This window comes from Candidatus Neomarinimicrobiota bacterium (genome assembly GCA_017656425.1).
Classification (GTDB): Bacteria; Fidelibacterota; UBA2242; order UBA2242; family B5-G15; genus JACDNV01.
Map to the genome: position 1 here is coordinate 105,789 of JACDNV010000001.1, position 21,824 is coordinate 127,612.

Below are 21,824 nucleotides of genomic sequence, written 5' to 3' on the forward strand. Positions count from 1 at the left end.
TTATTCAATAAAGGAATGAACTTCAACAGTGTTAAATTAGTAAAGTGGAAAAAGATTGGGACTCGATCATGAGATTAGCATATTTTTGTATCGTATTGATAATTCTACTAAAAACAGTACCTACATACCCGCAAATATATCAGGTTTATGAATTCGAACCAGTAATTGTATATTCTTCAAAAATCGGAACAAGAATAAATGAATATCCCGGTATCGTAACTGTAATTGACAAAGCAGAATTAAATACTTTCAAAACTACTACCATAAATGAAATACTAAAATTTTTAACTGGCATCGATTTAAAAACAAGGGGTGTTCAAGGGATACAGGCAGACCCTTCTTTAAATGGCTTCAGTTTTGAGCAGATTCTAATTATGGTTAATGGAATTCCTCTGAATGATCCTCAAACTGGACATCATAATCTTGATCTCCCAATTGATATAAAGAATGTAGAAAGAATCGAGGTTATTTCGGGTGGGAGCTCACCAACAAATGGACAAAATGCCTTTGGAGGCACGATAAACATAATCCTCAAAAACATTGATAAAAATAAACTGTTGTTTAATGCAACTGTGGGAAGTCACAAATATAAAATTTTAGATTTTGGATTAAATAAACCATTAAATAACAAAGTACTAAATATTCAATATAATCACACCTCTTCCAATGGTCATAGGTACAATACCGACTTTAATATAAACAGGTTAAATCTTTCTGCATCATGTAATATTCCCGGTGGACAGATTGAATTCTCAATAGGATATCAGGAAAAAGAATTTGGTGCAAATAGTTTCTATTCTGAAAAATATCTTAACCAGAGAGAAGATACCCGTTCATTCTTGGCTTTATTTAATATAAAAAAACACATCAATGGTAGTTTACTAAAAATTAACATCTATACTAAATATCACTATGATCACTTTTTACTCGACTACCTCAATCCCTCGTTTTACGAAAATGAACATAAGAAATACACTTATGGTATTACCTCCGACTATCTGTTTAATTATAAAAATATAATAACAAATATTTCATTAAGGATAGATAACGATATAATAAACAGTAATTCCCTGGGAAACCACAATAAATCACTCTATGGATTTTCAACAACCTCCAGTTTTCCTATCTTCAAACATTTTACAATAAATTTCTCTACTTATATAAATTATTATGAAAAGTGGGGTCCACAAGTATGGCCTGGCGTTGCACTCAGCTATTCAATCAATAATAGCAATTTATTTTATATCAATTTCAATAAATCTTTCAGAGTACCCACCTTTACCGAATTATACTATAAAAGCCCCGCAAACGCTGGTAATAGCAATTTGAAACCTGAAAAGGTAAACTCTATTCAAGCTGGTTACCGATACGTATCAAATAAGATAATAATAAATCTTTCATCTTTTTATAACAATGCTTATAATACAATAGATTGGATACGATATAACAAAGATGAACCATGGACAGCAATAAACACCGGAAAAATAAAAATTTACGGTATTCAATATTCACAAAAAGCTATATTAAACCGTTACATATCATTCACTTCAACTTATACCCACAATTTTTATAAGATTTACACAAACAAAAAATATCAATCAAAATACACATTAAATAATCTGAGATATAAATTGACCGTTGGGGCAAATCTCTCATTTTCAAAATATAACACTACTTCAGTTATCATTAATATATTTAAAAGAAAAGAGGGAGAGCAAAGGAACCTTGTTGACATAACCTTCACAAAACATTTGAAATCTTTGAGATCAGATATATTTATCAAAATTGAAAATGTTTTTAATAAAATTTACGAAGATTACCCTGGCGTTGTATTACCCGGCAGATGGATTAAAGCTGGAATAGATACAAGAATTTAAAAAGATTCTATTAAATTTAGTAAATCCTCAAATTTAATTGGCTTTGCTATCCACTTGCATCCAAGGGATTCTATCTTTTCTATTATTTTCCTATCGTATTCATATCCTGTCATGAAAATGAAATTCAAGGTCTTATTTATCATTTTTAATCTATAGTACAAATCAAAACCCGTATCTTCATGCATTATTACATCTGAAATAACCACATCAGGGTCATATTTTCTGAATATCTCAATCGCTTCATCGACTTTATCAGCGGAGTACACTTCATATCCATGCTGAGACAAGAATTCTGAATAAAGCTCTAGTATTAAATTATCATCATCAACTATTAAAATTTTCTTATTCATAGTAATTTGATAACTGCTTCATATACAAATTTAATAGAAAAAAACGAAAGAAAAACACCACATATTACAAAAAGAACTTTCTGGAATGTCAACCCGAAAAATCTTTTGCCGTTATAAGTAAGTGTAGATAGTACAAAATACCAGAAGACATCACATGATAAATGCAGAACTATAAATATTGCCAGAACTAGCTTACCATAGGTCGCTACCTTGGTTATAATAGCGACACCTACAGTGACCCACCACAATATAAAATATGGATTCCCTGCACTTAGTGCTATACCTGCAAAAATAGAACTACCTCTATAGTCCTTATTACCAACCTTATTTGTATAAATACTTTTGAACATATCATACGCCATTAAACCCAGGAATATCCCTCCTATGATGAAAATAATAATCTGTAACCATTCGAGCTTAAATATTATTGACATTCCAAGATATATTAGAATGATGAGGGGTATCTCCACAACTCCATGACCTATGCCAATCAAAGCACCAGCATAGGGTGAACGTGCTCCCTTACCAATTACCACAGCCGTCAATGGACCCGGTGCAAGTACACCTGATAAGGATATTAACAATCCCTGAAATAGTACAAATAACGCCTGCTTATCCATTACTCTTTTTCTCCAATCTATCACCCATCCATCTTCCTGCCAAAATTAGTGCAATTGGGCTTACTGTAGCAATACACCCATAAATAAACCATAACATCTGAGTATTTTTAGCGCCCACTTCAGGACAGTATTTACTCAAAAAATATCCCGAATATAGGCTCGTTATCAATTTTGTTAAAAACCACGGAAATTGACCAATGCCCATATACTGTCCCGTTTTACCCTCAGGAGCAAGCTCAGCTATCACCTGCAAAAACCGTGGTTGCCACATCGCTTCACCAATAGACATTAATAAAATATAAGATATCAAAAATATCACATTTGTTCCAAGAGCCAATAAAAAGGTAGGCAACGCCATAACTGAGGTACCAATTATCATCATTTTATAGATATTGACTCTGCTCGTGATAGAGGCAATAAAAGGAGCCAGAATGAAAATTAATATAGGATTCAAATTAACAAAAAACTCCATATTTCTACTCACAAAGCCCGGATATGCCCTATAAACATACTGAGGCAATGTAAGCCACTGATGTGCAAACAAGGTCTGCACTGGAATAAGAATAAATATAAAAAAGGCAAATCGAGAATCCCTTAATGGGTGCTCTATTAACCACTGCTTAAAGTTTTTTTTCTTCTCTTCTCTAACCTGATTTTCAAAATTTTTCGAATCTATATCTGATTCATTTTTAAAATTTCTAAGTAAGATTAAAATGATCAATAATCCAACAAATGTAATAAGCGTATAAACTTTGTAAACACCCAGTATTCCGAATCTATGTCTGACTGGAGGTGAAATTATTCCAGGTAAAAATCCACCCAGATTCATTACAGCATACAGCATTGCATAACCCACAGCTGCACTTTTCTCGCTTGTGTATTTGCGCACTGCTGAATATGCTGCTGGTTGATACATGCCATAACCAATTACAACGAAAAACAATCCGGTTACAGCTGCAAAAAATCTACCTGACCACATCCCTGTGGAACCAAATATATTGCTATTGGATAATATCAATCTGCCAATTACCATCATACCCAATGAAATTATCAGTGCTTTCTTAACTCCCACTCTATCAGCCATTTCTCCGAGGAAAAACATAGCCAGAGTAATACCACCTGTGAAAGCTCCAACTATCCATCCAGCCTGCTGATCATTTAACTCCACATGTTTATTAAAGTATATTGCCAGTAGCGTAAGAATTCCAAAGTAACATAGTCCTTCAAAAAAGTAAGATATATTAACTCCCCAAAGTTCTCGAGGAGAGTGAATTAATGCGACAAAAGGTTCAGTAATCTCTTTAATAGGATTATTTTTATTTTCCATAGCAACCAATTACCCTTTTTATAAATAGGAATTCTATATAAATAACTACATAAAATCTATTATAAAGAAAAAGTATTATTCACAAAAAATCAACTATTTTATATTAAAATCCTAAAAACTCTAAAAAAGGCTTCCAAGATTTTATTTGACTTTTATGTATTTAAGGCAAAAATTTAGCACGATTTTTTCAGTAGAATTCGGGGCGTAGCGCAGACCGGTTAGCGCGCCTGCCTTGGGAGCAGGAGGTCGCTGGTTCAAATCCAGTCGCCCCGACAAATTTCAAAAGCACAAGCTTTATTAAATTTACCAAGTAGTTTCTAAAATAAAATCCTTGCCATTTTTAATAAGATTTTATATTATCATTATTGTCAATTGAACGGGGGAGGGAAAAAATGAAAAATCTATTCGTTGTCGCATTGATAATTGCGGTAATTACTATTATTCTTGGAATTATCACTCAACTTGTTGGGCACGCACTTATAATTTCAGCTGCAGCATGGAACGATCTTACTCAGACAGCATTATTATTTGCTTTAGCTTTCGGTTTATGGCAAATCATTTCTAAAAAAGAGTAGCCGTTAAACTAATGTTGCGGCACAGCTTATGCCCTGGATATCCCATCCAGGGCTTCTTGTTAATAAATTCTCTAAATTAAATATAGATAAATTATTCTTTCTTACATAGGTTCTGTGACAGAAGTGAAGCAATCGAGTATATTCCGCATATACCCGCAAAACGTAGATAAGACAATGGCTTCAAAGTAAAAATTTCAAAGACAAAAAGTTTTGCCAGAATACCAACTATAAGTGAAACAACTCCTGCGATAAAAAAGATATAAAATACAATTTTGAAATTCATTTTTCTTTCTCCCCCTTTTATACAACTTCTTTATTATTTAACAGCCACCCAAACTTTCCTTGTCCTTGGACCATCAAACTCGCAAAAGAATATTCCCTGCCATGTCCCCAGCATCAATCTGCCATTATTAACGATCAAATTAACAGTATTCCCGACTAAACTGGATTTGATGTGAGAGTCAGCATTTCCCTCTATATGCCTGTATCCTACACCTGCAGGTACAAGTTCATTTAATTTATCTTTTATATCCTGAATGACATCTGGATCCGCATTTTCATTAATAGTTAAACCAGCCGTAGTATGAGGACAGTATACTACACAAATCCCATCTTTTACTCCGGAAGCTTCAATTGCTTTTCTTATTTTTGAAGTAATATCGATAAACTCAATCCTTTTTGATGTTGAAATGCTTATCTCTTCCATGTTACACTCCTTTCACTTCCTCCAATAGAAATAGCAAGAGTGATTTGTCTACCAGGCATAGGGTAATATTCAAGCATATAATATTCAGTATCAAGGACATTATTTACTCCGATATTAATATCCAGCTTGTATTTCTTAAAAACTTTTATCATATACCCCATATTTAAATTAAGTAACCAAGAACTATTAAGATAAACCGTATTTGCTTCTGTAACATAATTTTTCCCAAAATACTGACTCACAATATTAAAATAAAACTTATTGAAAATAAATTCCAGTGTTAAATCCCCCTGACTTAGTGGTCTATACGGAAGGTATTTACCGTATAGGTTCGGTTGTCTTGTCTTATTAATAGCATTATTGATTGAAAAGCCAGAGTATACATTTAATCGCTGACCCAACTTGATATTTAAATGACTCGAAAGATTCTCTATTTTTGCTATATCATTATTAACAGGTATATACTTATTACTCCACGCCCTACGCCAGATTATTACGTCTCTCACATTGTTATTTAAATAGGAAATCTCAAAATGACATGGCAATATTAAAATTTTAAAATCAATACTACCACTAACGCTCAGTCCTCTACCTTTTTCGGGCTTTAAATCAGGATTCCCCTGGCTATATATATCACCAATCCAATATAACTGGTTAAAAGTTGGCAATTTGAAACTGCTACCATATCCAACTACAAATTTTAGATTAACTGACCCTATATATTTCTTATATGAAGATTCAAAATACAATGAAAAATTTTCTTTATAATCACTGGCATAATCAATCCTTAAAGGTAAAGAGAAGCTGATAATACTATTGCCCATTTGATAGTTCAATTCTGTATTTACTGACGAATAGAAAATATATCTCTTCTTTGAACCCATTGATAGAGAAGGTCTGACAAGGTCTTCAGAAAACATTCTTTCATACCTCAAACCCGAAGTTAAATTTATATCAACAGATTTGAAATTGTACTTTCTACTTAACTCAAGATTGGTAGATTCAATTTTATATGTTGTATTTATTCTTCCAAAGATACTTCTGGGTGAAGTATAAGAATTATTAAATTGATTATATAAGAATTTTAATTTATTAGAAATATTTCCAACATTGATTGAAAAAATAGTATTCTCATTCTTATTTTCAGTACCAATAGTCGGGTTATAAATATTTCCTGGAACTCCAAAATTTGATTTTTCAAAAATCGCCATCAAATCTATATTTATATCTTTTTTAGCAGGGCATTTTAATTTAAAAATTAAACGATTCTTCAAATATTCATTACCCTTTCTTGATATAATCTCACCATATATATCTCTATATGGAAAATCATTTTTACAAAATTCCTGACCAGCACCTAAAACTACCCCGATATTTTCAAAATTCTTCGATATTGAAAAAAATTGTTTATTATATCCAAATGTCCCTTTAGATATGTTAAATTCAAAAAAGTCCTCACTCTTTTGTCTGGTAATAATATTAATTACACCTCCTATTGCACTATTGCCCGCAATTGCAGATACACTGCCCTGTATAATCTCCACACATTCAATCATGTCCACCGGTATAACATCAGAATTAATATAACCTTTCTTAGTATCAGAGATTGGATTTCCATCGATCATCAAAACGACATCCTCCTGTGAACTGCCGGATATTTGGATTACTGTATTACCATATGTATCCCTTCTCAATAAGATTCTCGAATCTTTTGTTAATAACTCTTCCAGATTTTTAGCTCTGCCATCATTTCTAATAATTTTTACCTGTTCAGAAATACTGAAAAGCGAAGGATATGATGGAGAAATTTTATAAACAGGCTCAAGTTCTATCACTTTTGGTTCAAGGTAAACTTTCAGGCTTATACGTTTATCTGCGTATACATTTACAATTACACTTCTCTCATTATATGCAACATGTTTGAAAATAACTTTATAACGTCCCTGTGATATTCCATTTAAAGAAAAATAACCATTCCTATCTGTAAACGTTCCTATACCTAAATTTTCAATATAAACCTGAACATTTTCAATAGGATTAAAACTTTTATCATCATAAACATACCCCACTATCTGATCAATTGTCTGCGATTTTATATTTAAGCCAATTACGACCAATATTAATATTACTTTAACTTTCATAATTAAAAACTTCACTCTTAAAAAAAATAACAATTAATCTTCAATTTTGAAATAAATAGATTTATATTTAACCAGATTTTTGATTGGGGAATAGGATAGGGAAGCACGTGAAAATCGTGCACAGCCCCGCTACTGTGACCGGGGAGACCACCAGCACTATGCCACTGTCCGCCTTAGGCGGATGGGAAGGCGCTGGATGGTTGTTGATCCGGGAGTCAGGAAACCTGCCTATCCCCTTAAGTTAATCCAAACTTCGAGGGTGAGGGAGGATTAACAGGTGCTAACTTCTCCTATCAAAAGCCACTTGTTAATTCTTCCCCTCTTAAAAAGTAATCTTAATTAGAGGGGGAAAAGCAATGAAAATGAAAACTTTAATTACCGCAATGATCACTGTATCACTGTTCCTATCCTTTTGTGAAAAGAATCCATTCAAAGGCGATGAAGAATTAAAAACCGGAAAACAGGTATTTGTACTGAACGGTAATGCAAGAACTGTCTCGGTAATTGACCCTAATTCCGGCGATGTTACAAACGATGTGTTTACTACCGGGGACATCCCTAATAAAATTCTGTTCAACTCAAAATTTATAATTGTAATCAACTCGGGTACAAATAGTATAACTATTGCAAACAGGAATAACTTCAAGGAGGTAGAGAATATTATACTGGGTGAAAACCTCAATCCATGGAGTGGTTATGTGTATTATGATTCAATACTATTTGTAACAAATTATGCGGATAATAGCTTCTCCGTTATTAACCTTAACTCAAAGCAGTCAATTACAAAAGTACCTTGCGGCAGAAATCCCGAAGGAATTTACGTAAGTGACAATAGAATTTATATAACAACAGTAAACTTTAACTTAAACGACTTTTCATATGGTAATGGATACCTTTATGTTTATTCAGTCGATGATTATAGTTTAATTGATTCCGTTGAGGTAGGTATAAATCCTCAGGATATTGAAATTGGAAAAGATAACAAACTACATATCCTGTGCACCGGTGATTATTCTTCAACTTTCGGAAGCATTACTGTCGTAAATCCTTGTACTTTAAAGGTGGATACAGTTCTAAACATAGGGGGCTCTCCCGGTAGTTTTTGCGTGTGTGATGATGGAGTAGCTTATCTTGCCGCTGGTGGATGGGAGTATAGTGGTGATGAAAATGGATATATATATTCCTACAATACATACACTTACGAAATTTATCACAATGATAAAAATCCTATACTTACCCATAGAGGTATTATGGACATTGCAGTGGACTCTGAGGGTGTAATTTATGCAGCATGTTTTGAAGAAGATTACGTTGATATAATAAAAAACGGAACGGTAAGCAGCTATTTAGTAGGCGACGGACCAACAAGTTTAGTAGTAATAGAAGAGGAAAAATAAGGCTGTTATAACAAAAATTATCTAAAGAATTTCCTTATGTTTTCCGCTCCTTTTTCTTTGCGGAGGGGAATAGTATATTATTTAAAATCAATCTATATCCAGGAGAATTTTTATGTAAATCAAGGTTTGTCGGCGGATCACCTACAAAATGTCTGTAATCCTCAGGATCGTGTCCACCTAGGAACGTAAATGTTCCTTTCCCATATGTGCCGTGAATATATTTTACCTGAGGACTGTTTTCAACTTCACCAAGAATTACAACATGCTTTTTTATTCTGTCCCTTCTAAACCCTGTGGTCTGACCCATAAAGCCTTTTATAACACGAACATGATTCTGAGTAAGCATTGTTGGAACTGGGTCCCACTTTGCAGAAAATTCAAACAATGTAAAATAATCTTTATCAGGGCCAGGAGCTGTAGCTTCAAAACTTGGGGGATAATCTATATCAGAAAATTCATAGATATAAGGATCTAAATACAGCTTAAAATTAGTAAATGCAAGTGTCTGTGAATAATCAAGCTTTTCATTTGCATTCGGATCTGCAGGATCACCATCAAATACAGCTGGGCATATATCAACTTTTAGAGCCGCAAGAGCTATATCGTATGTGTCACATGCAGAACACATTGCAAATAAAAATCCTCCGCTGTTTACATACTCTCTAATTTTAAGAGCTACAGCAAGTTTGAGCTGTGAAACTTTCTTAAATCCCAATTTATGAGCCATATTTTCGAATTCAATTTGTTGATTTATATACCATTCTTGGTTTCTATAATTTGCCCAAAATTTCCCATATTGACCGGTAAAATCCTCATGATGAAGGTGCAACCAGTCATAATCTGATAGCTTACCCTTTAATACCTCTTCATCCCACAGAACATCATAATCAATTTCAGCATAAGTTAATGCCAGCGTGACTGCATCATCCCAGGGCTGAGCATTCGGTGGAGAATACACAGCAATCTTTGCAGCCTTCTCAAGAAGCACAACATCCATATTATTCTCTTCTATTGTGCCATAAATTGACATAATTTGATTTATAGATGGCAATTCGTAATATACTCCCCTTACTTTCATCTCCCTTTCTGCTTCTGGGAAATATCTGAACATAAATGATCCACCGCGATAATTAAGAAGCCATTCAACGTTGACTCCTTTCTTTAAAACCCAATACGCTATACCATAGGCTTTCAAATGATTTGTTTGAGAGAAGTCCATTGGAATTAAAATCTTCTGCTCCTGGGCATGAATTTCCATAGCTATAATTATAACAAAAGCCAGTATAAATACAATTTTATATATTCCACGCATAATCCAACCTAGGATACTTTTTGTATACTCCTGTATCTATCCCTCACCTTTCCAATAAAAACAGACTCAGGATAGTTGTTTATAAAAAATAGATACCACTTTTTAGAATTCTCATAATCTTTATGAAAATAAAAATAATCTCCTATCATAAGAACTGATAGCTGTGGTAATAAACCTGCACTTGTTATAATTTCAGAAATATTATCAATAGCTTTTCCCTCATCTCCAAAGATCAAATAAATTTGAGCAAGTCTAAATCTTGAAACTATTGTGATTTTTTCATCAGGGAAATCTGAAACTATTAGCTCGAATACTGCCAAAGCCTCGCTCAATCTATCCATCCTCATCAATCTCTCAGCCTCGATGAATTTGGTGAGCGCAGTATTTCCCTTTTTATTCCAATTATTAAAATACCTGTCAAAAAACTGATAAAATTCAACTATATCATTCAAATTTTCATCATCACCGCTGGCAAGAGCAAGAAGCTCTGATTTATATTTGTAGCATGAATCTATCTTTCCAGCGAGAAACCATACCTGCACAAGTTTCATCTTCATCAGCAGTTCAATATCTGTTCCTTCAAATAATTTACACCATTTATAACACTCCCTCTCAGCAATATCTATATTACCTTTTGATACATTCACATCAATTATATCATCCAGTACCTGAGCCTTTTTTTCCAAGCCTACATAATAATCAAAAGCCTGCTTAAAAAACCGTAGGGCACTATCAAAATCTTTTCTTATTCCATATTCCATACACCCTATCCTATAAATAGCTTCAGCTCTTTCTTCGCCTATTTTAACTTTGTCAATTATGGAGCTATACAAGGAACGAGCAATATGCATACCCTCCACGTCAACAGTATCATAATAAACAAAGTCAATAGCAAAAAATCTGTTCCCATTATAAAAATAATCTAGAATACTGAAATTATCCGCACTGACTAAGGATTGATAGTAGCTATTTGCAAGTCCAATAAGCGCAGATATGTTTAACGAACTGTATTGTTCGTCATTGAGCAAAAATTTATAAATTCTTTTGCTCCAATTATAATGCTCATTTTTGTATAATTTTTCAGCCAATTCCAGAAGTTTCTGCCCTTTTGTCCCCATATTCCTATCCAATTCCTTTACTATTGAAAAACAGCTATCATAAATTCCAGCATTGAAATAAAGCTGTGAGCGAATACCATCAATTATATTCTCACTGATCGATTGCTTGTAGTCAATTAGTATTTTATCAAATGATTGAACGCTACCCCTATCTACTGGAAATGTAGATATATATCTTTCCACAACATTCTTACTTTCTGGATTTCTTTTCAATAGCTCAAGGTATTCAGTCAAAGCCCTTTTATAAAATTTTCTCATTTTAAAATAGTTACCCAGTTCAATTGCGAAATATACAGGGTTGCCTAATCGTTCCCTTGCTTTGAAAACAACTTCTTCAGCTAAATCAAACATACCAATAGAGATAAGTAAATTAAAAACTCTCGAGACAGAATACTTAGAATATCTCTGGGATTCAATAAAATCATTAAATATCTCAATAGCTTTGAGAGTGTCTCCTTTCAGTGCATACAATTTCCCGAGTTCAATTTGTAAGTTTCTATTTTCAGGATAACGATTTATTTGCTTCAATATGACATTTTGTGCTTCATCATATGCTTTACTCTGAATTAATAGATCAATATACTTTTTAAAGAAAGCAAAATTCCCTGGGGCTTGATTATATAAATATCTATAAATCTCAATTGCTCTATCAATCTGTCCCATCTGCTCAAAATAAAGGGCGGTTCTATACCTGCGCATTAAATCCACCCGCCTATTATCCGGAGGTGATTGAGCTATTGCACATATGCAACAAATAAATATTATGAAAGATAGAAGTGTACTACTTTTTCCCATTTGATCCTTCTTCTCGTAATAGAAAATCAAAATATCGCTGTACAATTTTCTCATACTCAATATTATAACCCCTGGATAACGCCTCCTCAAGATTCCTTTTGAGAAAGTTATCCCTTTCACCGAGATTTTGTGGTAATTCCGAGGGTGATTCCCTGACTATATCTCTCCCGGTTCGTGATTTTCTCTCCTTTTTATACCCCTGTGTCCTCAGGGATTTTTGTGCATCAAGCATCCTTGTGAGAATTTTCTGTTGCCTCTGTATTATTTTCTTCAACCTCTCATCCTGCTCTAACTCCTTTATCACCTCTTCCATATCCTTTGCAATTCCTGATAGATCACCCACCTGATTTGGATTCCCTCTCATTTGCTGCTGTAGTTTTTCTAAGGATTTCTTTATCTGAGCCTGCCTAGCTGCAATCTGCCGCAAAGTTAATTGATTACCCTGTGGATCAAGACCCAGATTCATTGTCTGTTGGTTTAGAGTCTGCTGCTGCTGTGCAAGTTCCTTAAGCCGTCTTAGGTATTCTTCAAAGCCCGATGCCTGACCACTTCTTGAAAGATATTCCATAGAGGAAAATAATTCCAGTATTAGATTATTCAAACTTCTAAAAACCTCCTTAGCATCACGCTCGGCAAACCTGGTATTTCTCTCTTCAAGGTTTTGTAAAACATCGTTCATTTTATTGTATGACATACCCAGGTATCTCCCGATTTTAGGGCTAACTGCAAATGTTTTATTGGAAAGTTTTACTAATTCGGATGCCGTTCGCGAGAGACTCTCAAGATTCCAGTTTTGTTCAATCATTAGTCTATTCAAAGTTTCATTACTATTTAACGAACCGTTAATTTCTCGATTTATACTCTCCTGGAATTTAGATATCTGCAAAACATTAGCTAATATTTTCTGGAAATCTGACATGACTTCTTCAAGATTCCTCTTTTTAAATAGTTCATTGAAACCGCTCAGCATCTCTGAAAGCCGCTTCATTTTTTCCTGAGCAGCCTGAGTATTACCCATTGCCGAGTCGGGTTTGAGTAACTTTAATTTATCAATAGCTGACTTCAAATCACTACTTATATCCATCTTCTCAAATTCATCTAAAATATTGCTTAGTTCTTTAGAAGGCATCATAGGAAAGTTTGACATATCCTCAATCGTCTCTCTCATCAGGTCGTGTAAATTCTCCATATCATAGTTTATCTTCTCTTCTTCATTGAATAACCTTTTAATATCCGATAAGTCTAAGGAATCTACATTTTTTAGCTCCTCATTTACCTTTGATTGCCTTTCAATTAGCTCATTTATTCGCTTTACCATTTCATCTACTGCCTGCTCTATCTTTACCCGCTTCATTATATTCAACATTCTATCGAGTTCTCTCTCAAACTGTTCTTGATTTATTTTGAAATTATCCAGCGCTTTCATTATTTCATCTTTGTTAAGATTTTCTATTGATTTCTGGAGTTTTTCAATCGCTTCTCTCAACTCTGGCGTCATAATCTCTGAAAAGGTTCTCTGAAGCTCTACTAATTTTGAAATTACCTCTTCACTGAATAATAAATTATCCTCGCCCTTTTTTATTATCTCATCAATTTTTTCTGAGACTTTTTTTACCTTCTCAGCAAGTTCTTTCGTACGTTCTATTTCTCTTTCTATCTGCGATTTTCTCTCCCATTTGACCTCGTCCTCTTTAATTAGCTTTAGTGAAATTTCATCAAGGACCTTTTTCGATTCCCTTAACTGTCTAAGGACCTCATCTGTCTGACTTATAATCTCATCCTCGGTTTCACTAACCTGTGAGAATAATTCAACAATAGTAGGATATCTGATCTTTATCTTTCCGGATACAGATTTTTTAGGGCCAGAAATAATATCATTATCAAAAACTTCTGCCCACAGCTCTAATTCCTGACCGGGTACAATATTCAATTCCGAAACATCCCATCTGTATGTAATCTGTTGAAGAGTAAGATTTTTGTCAGCAATGGGATATTCAACCCTGAAAGTGTCGAACTGCTCAAGCTTATTCAAAAAATGATAAACCAGATTTAACTTTGAAAAACCAAAATCATCACTTATTCTCATTATTATAGGGACTATAAGATTTTCACCCAGTTCAAATTCTTCAGTTGGTGAAACAATACTAACCATAGGATACTCATCGTTTAATACAACCAGTCTATACTTAATAGGAGAAATATTCGGATTACCCTGGTTATCAAAAACTCTAACGATAAAGTTATCCGGTTTGTATACATGAAATGTTCCATTCCCTTCTCTACCATTAACATTCAATTTCCTATTTATTCCCGATTCGAAAATGATAAAGCCATTTGAAATATCCTTATTTGTAACAATATGCAATCTAATCCTTGAACCAGGATAGGCTTTTATTTCAGGGATACTTGGTTCAACCGTCAAATCACCCAATCTGGTATAGTCAGGTGGTTCAATCGTGAAAGCATATTTTAGTACCTCAGGTCTTGTTATAACGTTTATTGTATCTAGGCCAGAAGTTATCATATCCCAACTTTTGAAAATATTAGTATTCTTTGCAAATGCTTCATACAAAAATGACTTTCTCAGGTTTCTCAATTCATAGGATATTACTGAGTCTCCAACTTTAATGTTTTCAACAGATTCCCCGTCCCGATTCTTTAATTTAAGCCATATTCTGTCTGGTAAAATTCCTCTAATTTTAAACCTGAGCCGAATTGTATCTCCGGTCAATACTGTTATACTTCCCGTCTCAGAGCAAATTTGAAATGGCAGTGTTGGTTCGAACTCTCTATTAATAGAGAGAAGTCTGTATCCAGCGTTTATATAGAAATGAGTATTTATCATAAAAATTAAACTTATAATTATAATAGAGATTGATCCGAAAACGATAGCCCTTGTTAAAAATTTTCTTGAAACGAAATCGTTTATATTAACCTGTTTAATGAGCTCAGCTGCATTCTTAATATAAAGATTTATCAAGGCTAAAGAAAAACTGCTTTTTTTCTCTTCATTACCGGATCTCAGCTGTATCGCATTTATCAATCTTTGACCTATCTTTTTGTTTCTCAGATTAATTAGCTCTGCGATAGCTAAATCAGAATATCCCATCCACCTGCCACTTATTGAAAATAAATAAACAATAACACAATACAGGAGAGCAGCCGAAAACAAAATAACTAAAGATAATATTAGAATTGTCTTAACCTTAGGAGAAAAATATAATACTCCTTCCAGACTAAGTAGTAGGAAAAATGCTATTATAGATGATATAAGTAGTATAACTATTGAATAAGCCAATCTATTCAATGCAAGTTTTTTTCTATATGTATCCAAAAATGATGATATGATATTAAAACGATCCATGTTTTTCAATACAATAAAGAATAAAGTAAAATATTTGCACCCATTTTTAATGCCTGTAAACGCTTCTCTTCTGGATCATTATGTACCTCAGGGTCTTCCCATCCGTCTCCAAGATCAGTTTCATAGGAATAAAAAACTACAAGCCTTCCCTTATAGAAAATACCGAATCCTTGTGGAGGTTTACCATCATGTTCATGAATCTTTGGCAGTCCATGAGGGAAATTATAGAATACATGATAAATTGGATGAGTGAAAGGAAGCTCTACAAGTTTATTTTCAGGAAAAATCCTTTTTATCTCCCTTCTAAAATATTTATCCATTCCGTAATCATCATCGGCATGTAGAAAACCACCTGAGGTAAGATATTTACGTAGTCTTAAAACTTCTTCATCTGTAAAACGAACATTTCCATGTCCTGCCATAAAAATATATGGATAAGAAAAAAGCTCTTCATCCATTGGCGATACTATTTTTATTTCGGGATTAACCTTTATAGGCAAATTCTCATTTACAAATTTTGCAAGATTAGGCAGAGCATTTCTATCTCCATACCAGTCCCCACCTCCACCATATTTTAGAAGGGCAAGAGTCACTTTTACATATTCTACTCCATTCTGCGTGTATACAGCTGGTATAGTAAGAAGCAAAATTATAATAAGAATTAAACTTTTTCTCATATTTTACAAAAGTCCTCAATCTTTCAAACAAAATTTAAAATAATCAATCTGAATAAACTAACAGTGATTTAAACAAATTCATCAACTTGTGGTTTCACAAAGGTAGTATCTATTATTATATTATCTATCTAAAGGATGTCTTTTAATGAATCCTTAAATAAAAAACTATCCCTTATATCTTAAATATTCTACCTCTCTTCTTCCCTTTTCTTCATTAACAAAGAATAAAAGTATACCACCAACTATAAAAAGAATCAAAATTGAACCAATACCAGCTCTGGGGCTTTTTGAAATTAATCCTGTCACACCAATTAAAACCGGCCCAAGAATTACGGCAAATTTTCCCAATAAATTATAAAAGCCATAAAACTCCGCCAGCTGGTCATGGGGTATAATTCTCGAATAGTAAGAACGGCTCAATGCCTGGATACCACCCTGGAATAGCCCTACAAGAATAGCCAGCACATAGAACTCGTATTTCTTTGTCATCATTATACCCCATACAGTAATAAAAATATAGCCTGCAATACAAATAAGAATTGTTTTTTTACTGCCTATTCTTTGACCAATCTTTCCCATTATTATAGCTGACGGAAATCCTATGAATTGCGTTATCAACAGTGCAAGAATTAAGTCCTTAGACTCAAATCCAATTGAAAGACCATAATCAATCGCCATCCTTATTATTGTATCAACTCCATCTATATATAGCCAGTATGCTACAAGGAAAAGAAAAACAACTTTAAGATGTCTTATCTTTTTAAAAGTGGTAGTCAGCTGTTTAAACCCTCCAACAATGTATTTCTCTTCCTTTTTTTCAGCCCTGTCAGGAACCCATAATATTAAAGGTATGGAAAAAACTAACCACCATATAGCAACTGTTAAAAACGAAAACTTAACAGCAGCCGCAGCCGAAGGCAATCCGAATATATCAGGTTTTTGAACCATTATAACATTTATGGCGAAAAGTAATCCACCTCCAAGATACCCAAAAGCAAAACCCAATGATGATACATAGTCAATCTTTTTCTCATCTGCTACTGAGGGTAATAAAGCATCATAAAAGGTATTCGCACCTGAAAAACCCACTACTCCAAGTACATATATCAAACTTGCAAAAACCCATTCCCCTTCACCAACAAAAAATAGCGCTGTACACATTAAAATTCCAAGATAAGCAAAAAACAACAAAAACTTCTTTCTCATGGTTCCACGGTCAGCTATTGCCCCGAGGATAGGTGAGAGTAGGGCAACAGTAAGCCCGGCTATGCTATTTGCAAAACCAAGTTTGGCTGTCGATACGGTAACATCAACACCCCTACTCCAGTACTCTTTGAAAAATACGGGAAAGAATCCTGCCATTACGGTCGTAACGTAAGCCGAGTTTGCCCAATCATAAAACACCCATCCAAATATTTTTTTATCCCTAAGCAACGACATAGCCCCTCTCCCAGATATTAAAATAAATATCCAAGATCAAGATAGAGTTGTCCACCTGCTTCCTTAGAAAATCCCATCTCTGCATAAACAATAAAATTCTCATTTAGCCCTATTCTAAGTCCTGCTCCATAACCAGAATGTAAATTACTGAAATCAAATTCAAACTCTTCTGCCCAAACTTTCCCGATATCATAGAAAACATTTAACGCAGTATATACATCTTGCCCGAAAATTTGCTTCTCCCAGAATCTATACCTTACCTCAAAATTCCCTATAAATTTCTTTTTACCCACATATCTATTTTTATAAACACCCCTTATTGTGCGATATCCACCAAGTCCCTCATCACTTCTGAATGAGCCTCCCAATGGATACATCATGTAAAATGGAACATCACCGGATAATGATTCAAAAAGTATCCTTTGAGCATATACAAGTTTCTTGAATACAAGGATATATCTTCTATCTGTAAAGGTTAGTCTATTAAAATTTCTGTAACTTCCCAGACTTTTTGAATACACCTCAACCAGTGCTTCGGTCCATACTCCTCCAAAGGGAGATGGTTCATTATCCCTTGAATCCCAGACAATACCCAGTTTCAAGAAACTGTTAAATCCCCCCTCAATATCGTATAATTTAATAATTCCACTTTCTACATCTCCCTGAAGCTTAGTTCTGATACCATCATTCTTACAATAATTATTTCTAACATTAAAAAAACCATAACCAAGCAGTAAAAAGATCTTCCTGTCCATCTTTTGGTAAACTAATTTTTGCAAATTCGTAATACTCCTTACCTGCTCCGTCCGAAATCTATAATAATGCTTCCCATGAAGTGTATCGAGCGGATTCCCATCATCATCCGTCCTTATAAACTCTTTATTATATTCAGTATCATTTCCAATTCCGTAATAGGGATAATAGTTTTCCTTTAAATATTTCACCAAAAAATTTATTCGGAAACCTTTTCCGAGTATAAATGGGCTATCAAAAAATATTGAGTGATCCTGTTTCCCACCAGTTGTGAAAAATATAATTGGCTTAATTTGATAGTAATAAGGCTTATAACCACCTTCTTTGTAATTGAAAAAATTCATTACCACTCCATAGCCAAATCCATCATCAGCATTATAATTTATTGCAGGTACTCCACCAAATCCCCAGCCAGTTTTGACTTTTCCTGCATTACAAATGTTAATAATAAATAATACCACAATAAAATATCTTACTAATTTCACCATCCTCTCTCCAGCGATTAACTTAGAACTTTAGAGTAAACATAAAGCTCACAGTGAATACATGCCTTTACAATTTTTTAAAAAAATGCCATTAAAATGAAAAACCGAGACCAACTGCAAATACAGAAGCAGTTTTATCATATTTTTCAACAACAGGGATACTTTGTGTGTCAAGAAGATGTGTAAAATTCTTTTCTGATTGACTATAAAACGTTGTAGAAAATCCAGCAGAAAGGAAAACGCCTTGCGCCAGTATAAACTTCCCACCAACCCCAATTGTTTGTGAATCAAGTCCATAGGTCATATCGCTCTGGTAATTTTCCATCGCCCCTGTTCTTGATAACAGATATCCAGCACTTATAGATAATTTGTCAAGAAAATCATATTCAGCACCCACTCCAACTTCATATTCATTATTTACATATTCCTCTTTTCCATCCCAATCAATATCACTATTAATGAAATAATTTATATCACTCATTACTTTTAACTTTGGTGAAAACTTTGCAAATGCACCAAAAGCAACCATTGATGGAATATCTGAACCAATTTCGGCACCATCAGGGAACTTAGTAATGGGATCTCCGTCTTGAGTATATCCCACCAATACATCCTTTTTTGTTTCGTTCTTTACTTTCATCGATCCTTTCATCTCATATCTGAAGCTAACCATTAGATTATCATTTAATTTAACATTTAAACCAATAACAGGTATAACACTTGATCCTTTCTGCGTTACATCAGCTTCCTGATCAGCCATAAGAATTGCTTTTGCCGCCATCTGAGCTGCTACCGTTGCAAAATAAGCAGCACTATCTAGCATTCCTATATTACTATAATACTGGGCTGCCTGGGCAGCACTTCCACTTAAATTATTGAAAAAATCCTGAGCTGGTGCTGGATTAACATTTTCACCCTGAGTCACTGTGACATTCTTCAAATACCCCTCATATTTATTAACAGCACTTACATATCTACCACCGATACTTATAGCCAGCATATCATTGATCTTATATGCTATATTTGAAGTAATCCCATAATATACAGAGGAACCTTTAAAATATAAGTCTATACCGTAATCTGTCACACCATACTGTCCTAACCCAGGTTTCAAATCTGAGTATGGTAATTCAAAAGACGGTAAACCTTTTTCAAACTCTGCACTCCCACCACCTCCTATAGGTCCAAATCCAAGTGAAAAAGCTAATTTCCCTCTATTTATAACAGAATAAATGTTTGGGAATACCAATGCTTTAACCTGCCCCTCGTATTTACCATTATGCAGATAAGGATAATTGTTATTAATTATTTTAGTTTGAAGAATCGATTGATTACTTACATATAAGTGCATTCCCTCCTCCATAAATGCTGTCCCCGCAGGATTGAAATAAACAGCATCAGCATCGATGGATGCATTCCTGTTCATCATACGAATAAATTCCGCACTCTGATTGGTATTTGTTACAAGTCCACCACCAAAAAGATATGATACAGTACAAAATAATAATAAAAATGGCTTTACTTTCATTCCGATCCCCTTTCTAATTTTATTTTTAATCTATTATCTATCCCCTCTTTTCACGTAAAAATATAATTACACAAACCTTTAATAACAATATCTTAATATATAGTGAATTTATTCTTCATTGACAGAAACCTATTAAGCTCATTTTCTTTGTGTTTAAGATAAATATCGATATCAATACCCGTTTCGATAGCTACCCTTAACTCATTATCAAAAGGGATATTTAAATCTTTCCAATCATAAAAAATTACATGATGAGGATATAAATTCCCAATAAGAGATAAAATAGTAGCATAGATCTTCACTGGATTAAACCGCCTTCTATCTTTAATCCTCAAACTCAAGCCCACACCTTCGATATCATTTTCAAACATAATACAACCATTCTGTCCGAGTCTATCAAACCTCTGTATCAACTCAGCTCTATTAATCCAAGGTGCACCGAATAGATTGAAATGGTAAATTCCCAAAGTATCGGTCTCAACATTTGATGACCTTAATATTTTGCTACCAATATAAAACATGCAAACCTCTATCGATGGTAAACCCATATAATCCAGATACCATCTCAATCCGGTATGATCATACCACATTTCTCTCTCGTAGTTATTCATCTTCACCACTGTTAAATCAACAGGCGACTTTAGATACTCTTCATTAATCATTATAGCCAGTTCACCTGTTGTCATTCCATATATATAAGGTATCGTAAGGTCAAGAGAGCTAAATTTTATAAAAGGCATATCAACTTTACTGCAGGAAAAAATGTTAGGAAAATCAACTATATATACCTTTTTCTTCAATACGGAAGAGAAATTCAAAATCTTTGAAAGCAATTGTACATCCTCTGAGTATGCAACATCTACAGTCGGTAAAAACAAAAAAACCTTCTGATCATTTATTATAATCCTTGAAAAAACACTATCATAAAAAACATAATCAAGTTTATCTATCACAGTTTTCAACACCTTAAAAAACTTTATACCGTCATGCCGATACTTTCTCCCGCTGATAATAATAACTTTTCCATTCACTTTATTTAATATAGAGGCAATATTTATTATTTTATCAAAATTATAATAGAGGGCTTTCAAATTTGTTATAAAACAAATACCTTTTTCACTTAGCAAAGAATCCTTCATTTCAATAACAATATCCAAACCAGTTTGAAGAGTTGATAAATCTTCGTTCTGACTTTCAACTATTTTTGTATATTTTAAATCCGCCGCAAGAATTATTCGACACGATAGTACAACGATCAAGAAAACTTCATACAGTGTCTTAACTTTCATTTCCTGCACACTCACTAAAAGCAATCTTCTGGTAATATAGATTAAATTTTCAGAATTTACACCTTCCTTT

At 33.7% G+C, this 21,824-nt stretch carries 17 protein-coding genes, 1 tRNA gene and 1 riboswitch; of the genes, 4 read left to right on the forward strand and 14 right to left on the reverse strand.

What is annotated here, in order from left to right; all coding sequences use genetic code 11:
- The first annotated feature begins 68 nt into the window (after positions 1-68).
- A complete protein-coding gene (locus H0Z29_00465) occupies positions 69-1,877 on the forward strand; it encodes a TonB-dependent receptor (GenBank protein ID MBO8129971.1) in 1,809 nt (602 codons plus the stop codon).
- On the opposite strand, the gene H0Z29_00470 is transcribed toward H0Z29_00465, so the two are convergent.
- From H0Z29_00470 to H0Z29_00480, 3 genes are read right to left on the reverse strand one after another with little or no spacing between them, the layout of a single operon-like run.
- A complete protein-coding gene (locus H0Z29_00470; protein MBO8129972.1) occupies positions 1,874-2,227 on the reverse strand; it encodes a response regulator in 354 nt (117 codons plus the stop codon). The two genes, H0Z29_00465 and H0Z29_00470, sit on opposite strands and share 4 nt — an antisense overlap.
- Entirely contained in the window at positions 2,224-2,871 is a 648-nt protein-coding gene (locus H0Z29_00475; protein MBO8129973.1) for a LysE family transporter, read from the reverse strand. Before H0Z29_00475 ends, H0Z29_00470 begins: the two co-directional genes overlap by 4 nt.
- Complete coding sequence (locus tag H0Z29_00480; GenBank protein MBO8129974.1) at positions 2,840-4,174, reverse strand: MFS transporter; 1,335 nt, start codon at positions 4,172-4,174, stop codon at positions 2,840-2,842. The genes H0Z29_00475 and H0Z29_00480 overlap by 32 nt, the downstream gene beginning before the upstream one ends.
- A 198-nt stretch (positions 4,175-4,372) precedes the next feature.
- On the opposite strand from H0Z29_00480, the gene H0Z29_00485 reads away from it, so the two are divergent.
- Positions 4,373-4,447: transfer RNA gene (locus H0Z29_00485), tRNA-Pro, on the forward strand.
- A 119-nt stretch (positions 4,448-4,566) separates the two neighbouring features.
- Positions 4,567-4,749: a hypothetical protein gene (locus H0Z29_00490; protein MBO8129975.1), complete on the forward strand. Its 183-nt coding sequence runs from the start codon at positions 4,567-4,569 to the stop codon at positions 4,747-4,749.
- A 91-nt stretch (positions 4,750-4,840) separates the two neighbouring features.
- On the opposite strand, the gene H0Z29_00495 is transcribed toward H0Z29_00490, so the two are convergent.
- Genes H0Z29_00495 through H0Z29_00505 form a run of 3 tightly spaced genes read right to left on the reverse strand, consistent with a single transcriptional unit; the run spans position 4,841 to position 7,596 of the window.
- The gene (locus H0Z29_00495) at positions 4,841-5,032 is read right to left on the reverse strand and encodes a hypothetical protein (GenBank protein ID MBO8129976.1); all 192 of its coding nucleotides are present in this window, start codon (positions 5,030-5,032) and stop codon (positions 4,841-4,843) included.
- Between the two features lie 33 nt (positions 5,033-5,065).
- Positions 5,066-5,455: a YjbQ family protein gene (locus H0Z29_00500; protein MBO8129977.1), complete on the reverse strand. Its 390-nt coding sequence runs from the start codon at positions 5,453-5,455 to the stop codon at positions 5,066-5,068.
- Positions 5,443-7,596, reverse strand: coding sequence for a TonB-dependent receptor (locus tag H0Z29_00505; protein ID MBO8129978.1), 2,154 nt, complete (start codon positions 7,594-7,596; stop codon positions 5,443-5,445). The genes H0Z29_00500 and H0Z29_00505 overlap by 13 nt, the downstream gene beginning before the upstream one ends.
- Before the next feature lie 40 nt (positions 7,597-7,636).
- Positions 7,637-7,843, forward strand: a riboswitch (cobalamin riboswitch).
- Positions 7,844-7,952: 109 nt separating this feature from the next.
- On the opposite strand from H0Z29_00505, the gene H0Z29_00510 reads away from it, so the two are divergent.
- Positions 7,953-8,993 carry a hypothetical protein gene (locus H0Z29_00510; GenBank protein MBO8129979.1) on the forward strand — a complete coding sequence of 347 codons (1,041 nt, stop codon included), beginning with the start codon at positions 7,953-7,955 and terminating at the stop codon, positions 8,991-8,993.
- Positions 8,994-9,027: 34 nt separating this feature from the next.
- Here the strand turns inward: H0Z29_00510 and H0Z29_00515 are convergent, their stop codons facing one another.
- The 8 genes from H0Z29_00515 to H0Z29_00550 all read right to left on the reverse strand — a co-directional run bounded on the left by H0Z29_00515 (position 9,028) and on the right by H0Z29_00550 (position 21,754).
- A complete protein-coding gene (locus H0Z29_00515; protein MBO8129980.1) occupies positions 9,028-10,251 on the reverse strand; it encodes an asparagine synthetase B in 1,224 nt (407 codons plus the stop codon).
- 62 nt (positions 10,252-10,313) lie between these two features.
- Positions 10,314-12,122 (reverse strand): hypothetical protein, encoded by a 1,809-nt coding sequence (locus H0Z29_00520; protein MBO8129981.1) that lies wholly within the window; start codon positions 12,120-12,122, stop codon positions 10,314-10,316.
- An 82-nt stretch (positions 12,123-12,204) separates the two neighbouring features.
- Complete coding sequence (locus tag H0Z29_00525) at positions 12,205-15,582, reverse strand: hypothetical protein (GenBank protein ID MBO8129982.1); 3,378 nt, start codon at positions 15,580-15,582, stop codon at positions 12,205-12,207.
- 5 nt (positions 15,583-15,587) lie between these two features.
- Complete coding sequence (locus H0Z29_00530; GenBank protein ID MBO8129983.1) at positions 15,588-16,259, reverse strand: DUF4159 domain-containing protein; 672 nt, start codon at positions 16,257-16,259, stop codon at positions 15,588-15,590.
- A 165-nt stretch (positions 16,260-16,424) separates the two neighbouring features.
- Positions 16,425-17,699, reverse strand: a complete 1,275-nt coding sequence (locus tag H0Z29_00535) for an MFS transporter (GenBank protein ID MBO8129984.1) — start codon at positions 17,697-17,699, stop codon at positions 16,425-16,427.
- 17 nt (positions 17,700-17,716) lie between these two features.
- Positions 17,717-18,940: a BamA/TamA family outer membrane protein gene (locus tag H0Z29_00540; GenBank protein ID MBO8129985.1), complete on the reverse strand. Its 1,224-nt coding sequence runs from the start codon at positions 18,938-18,940 to the stop codon at positions 17,717-17,719.
- A gap of 88 nt (positions 18,941-19,028) precedes the next feature.
- Positions 19,029-20,465 carry an outer membrane protein transport protein gene (locus H0Z29_00545; protein MBO8129986.1) on the reverse strand — a complete coding sequence of 479 codons (1,437 nt, stop codon included), beginning with the start codon at positions 20,463-20,465 and terminating at the stop codon, positions 19,029-19,031.
- A 92-nt stretch (positions 20,466-20,557) separates the two neighbouring features.
- On the reverse strand, positions 20,558-21,754 hold the full coding sequence (locus H0Z29_00550; GenBank protein ID MBO8129987.1) for a DUF1343 domain-containing protein: 1,197 nt from the start codon (positions 21,752-21,754) through the stop codon (positions 20,558-20,560).
- Between the last annotated feature and the right edge of the window lie 70 nt (positions 21,755-21,824).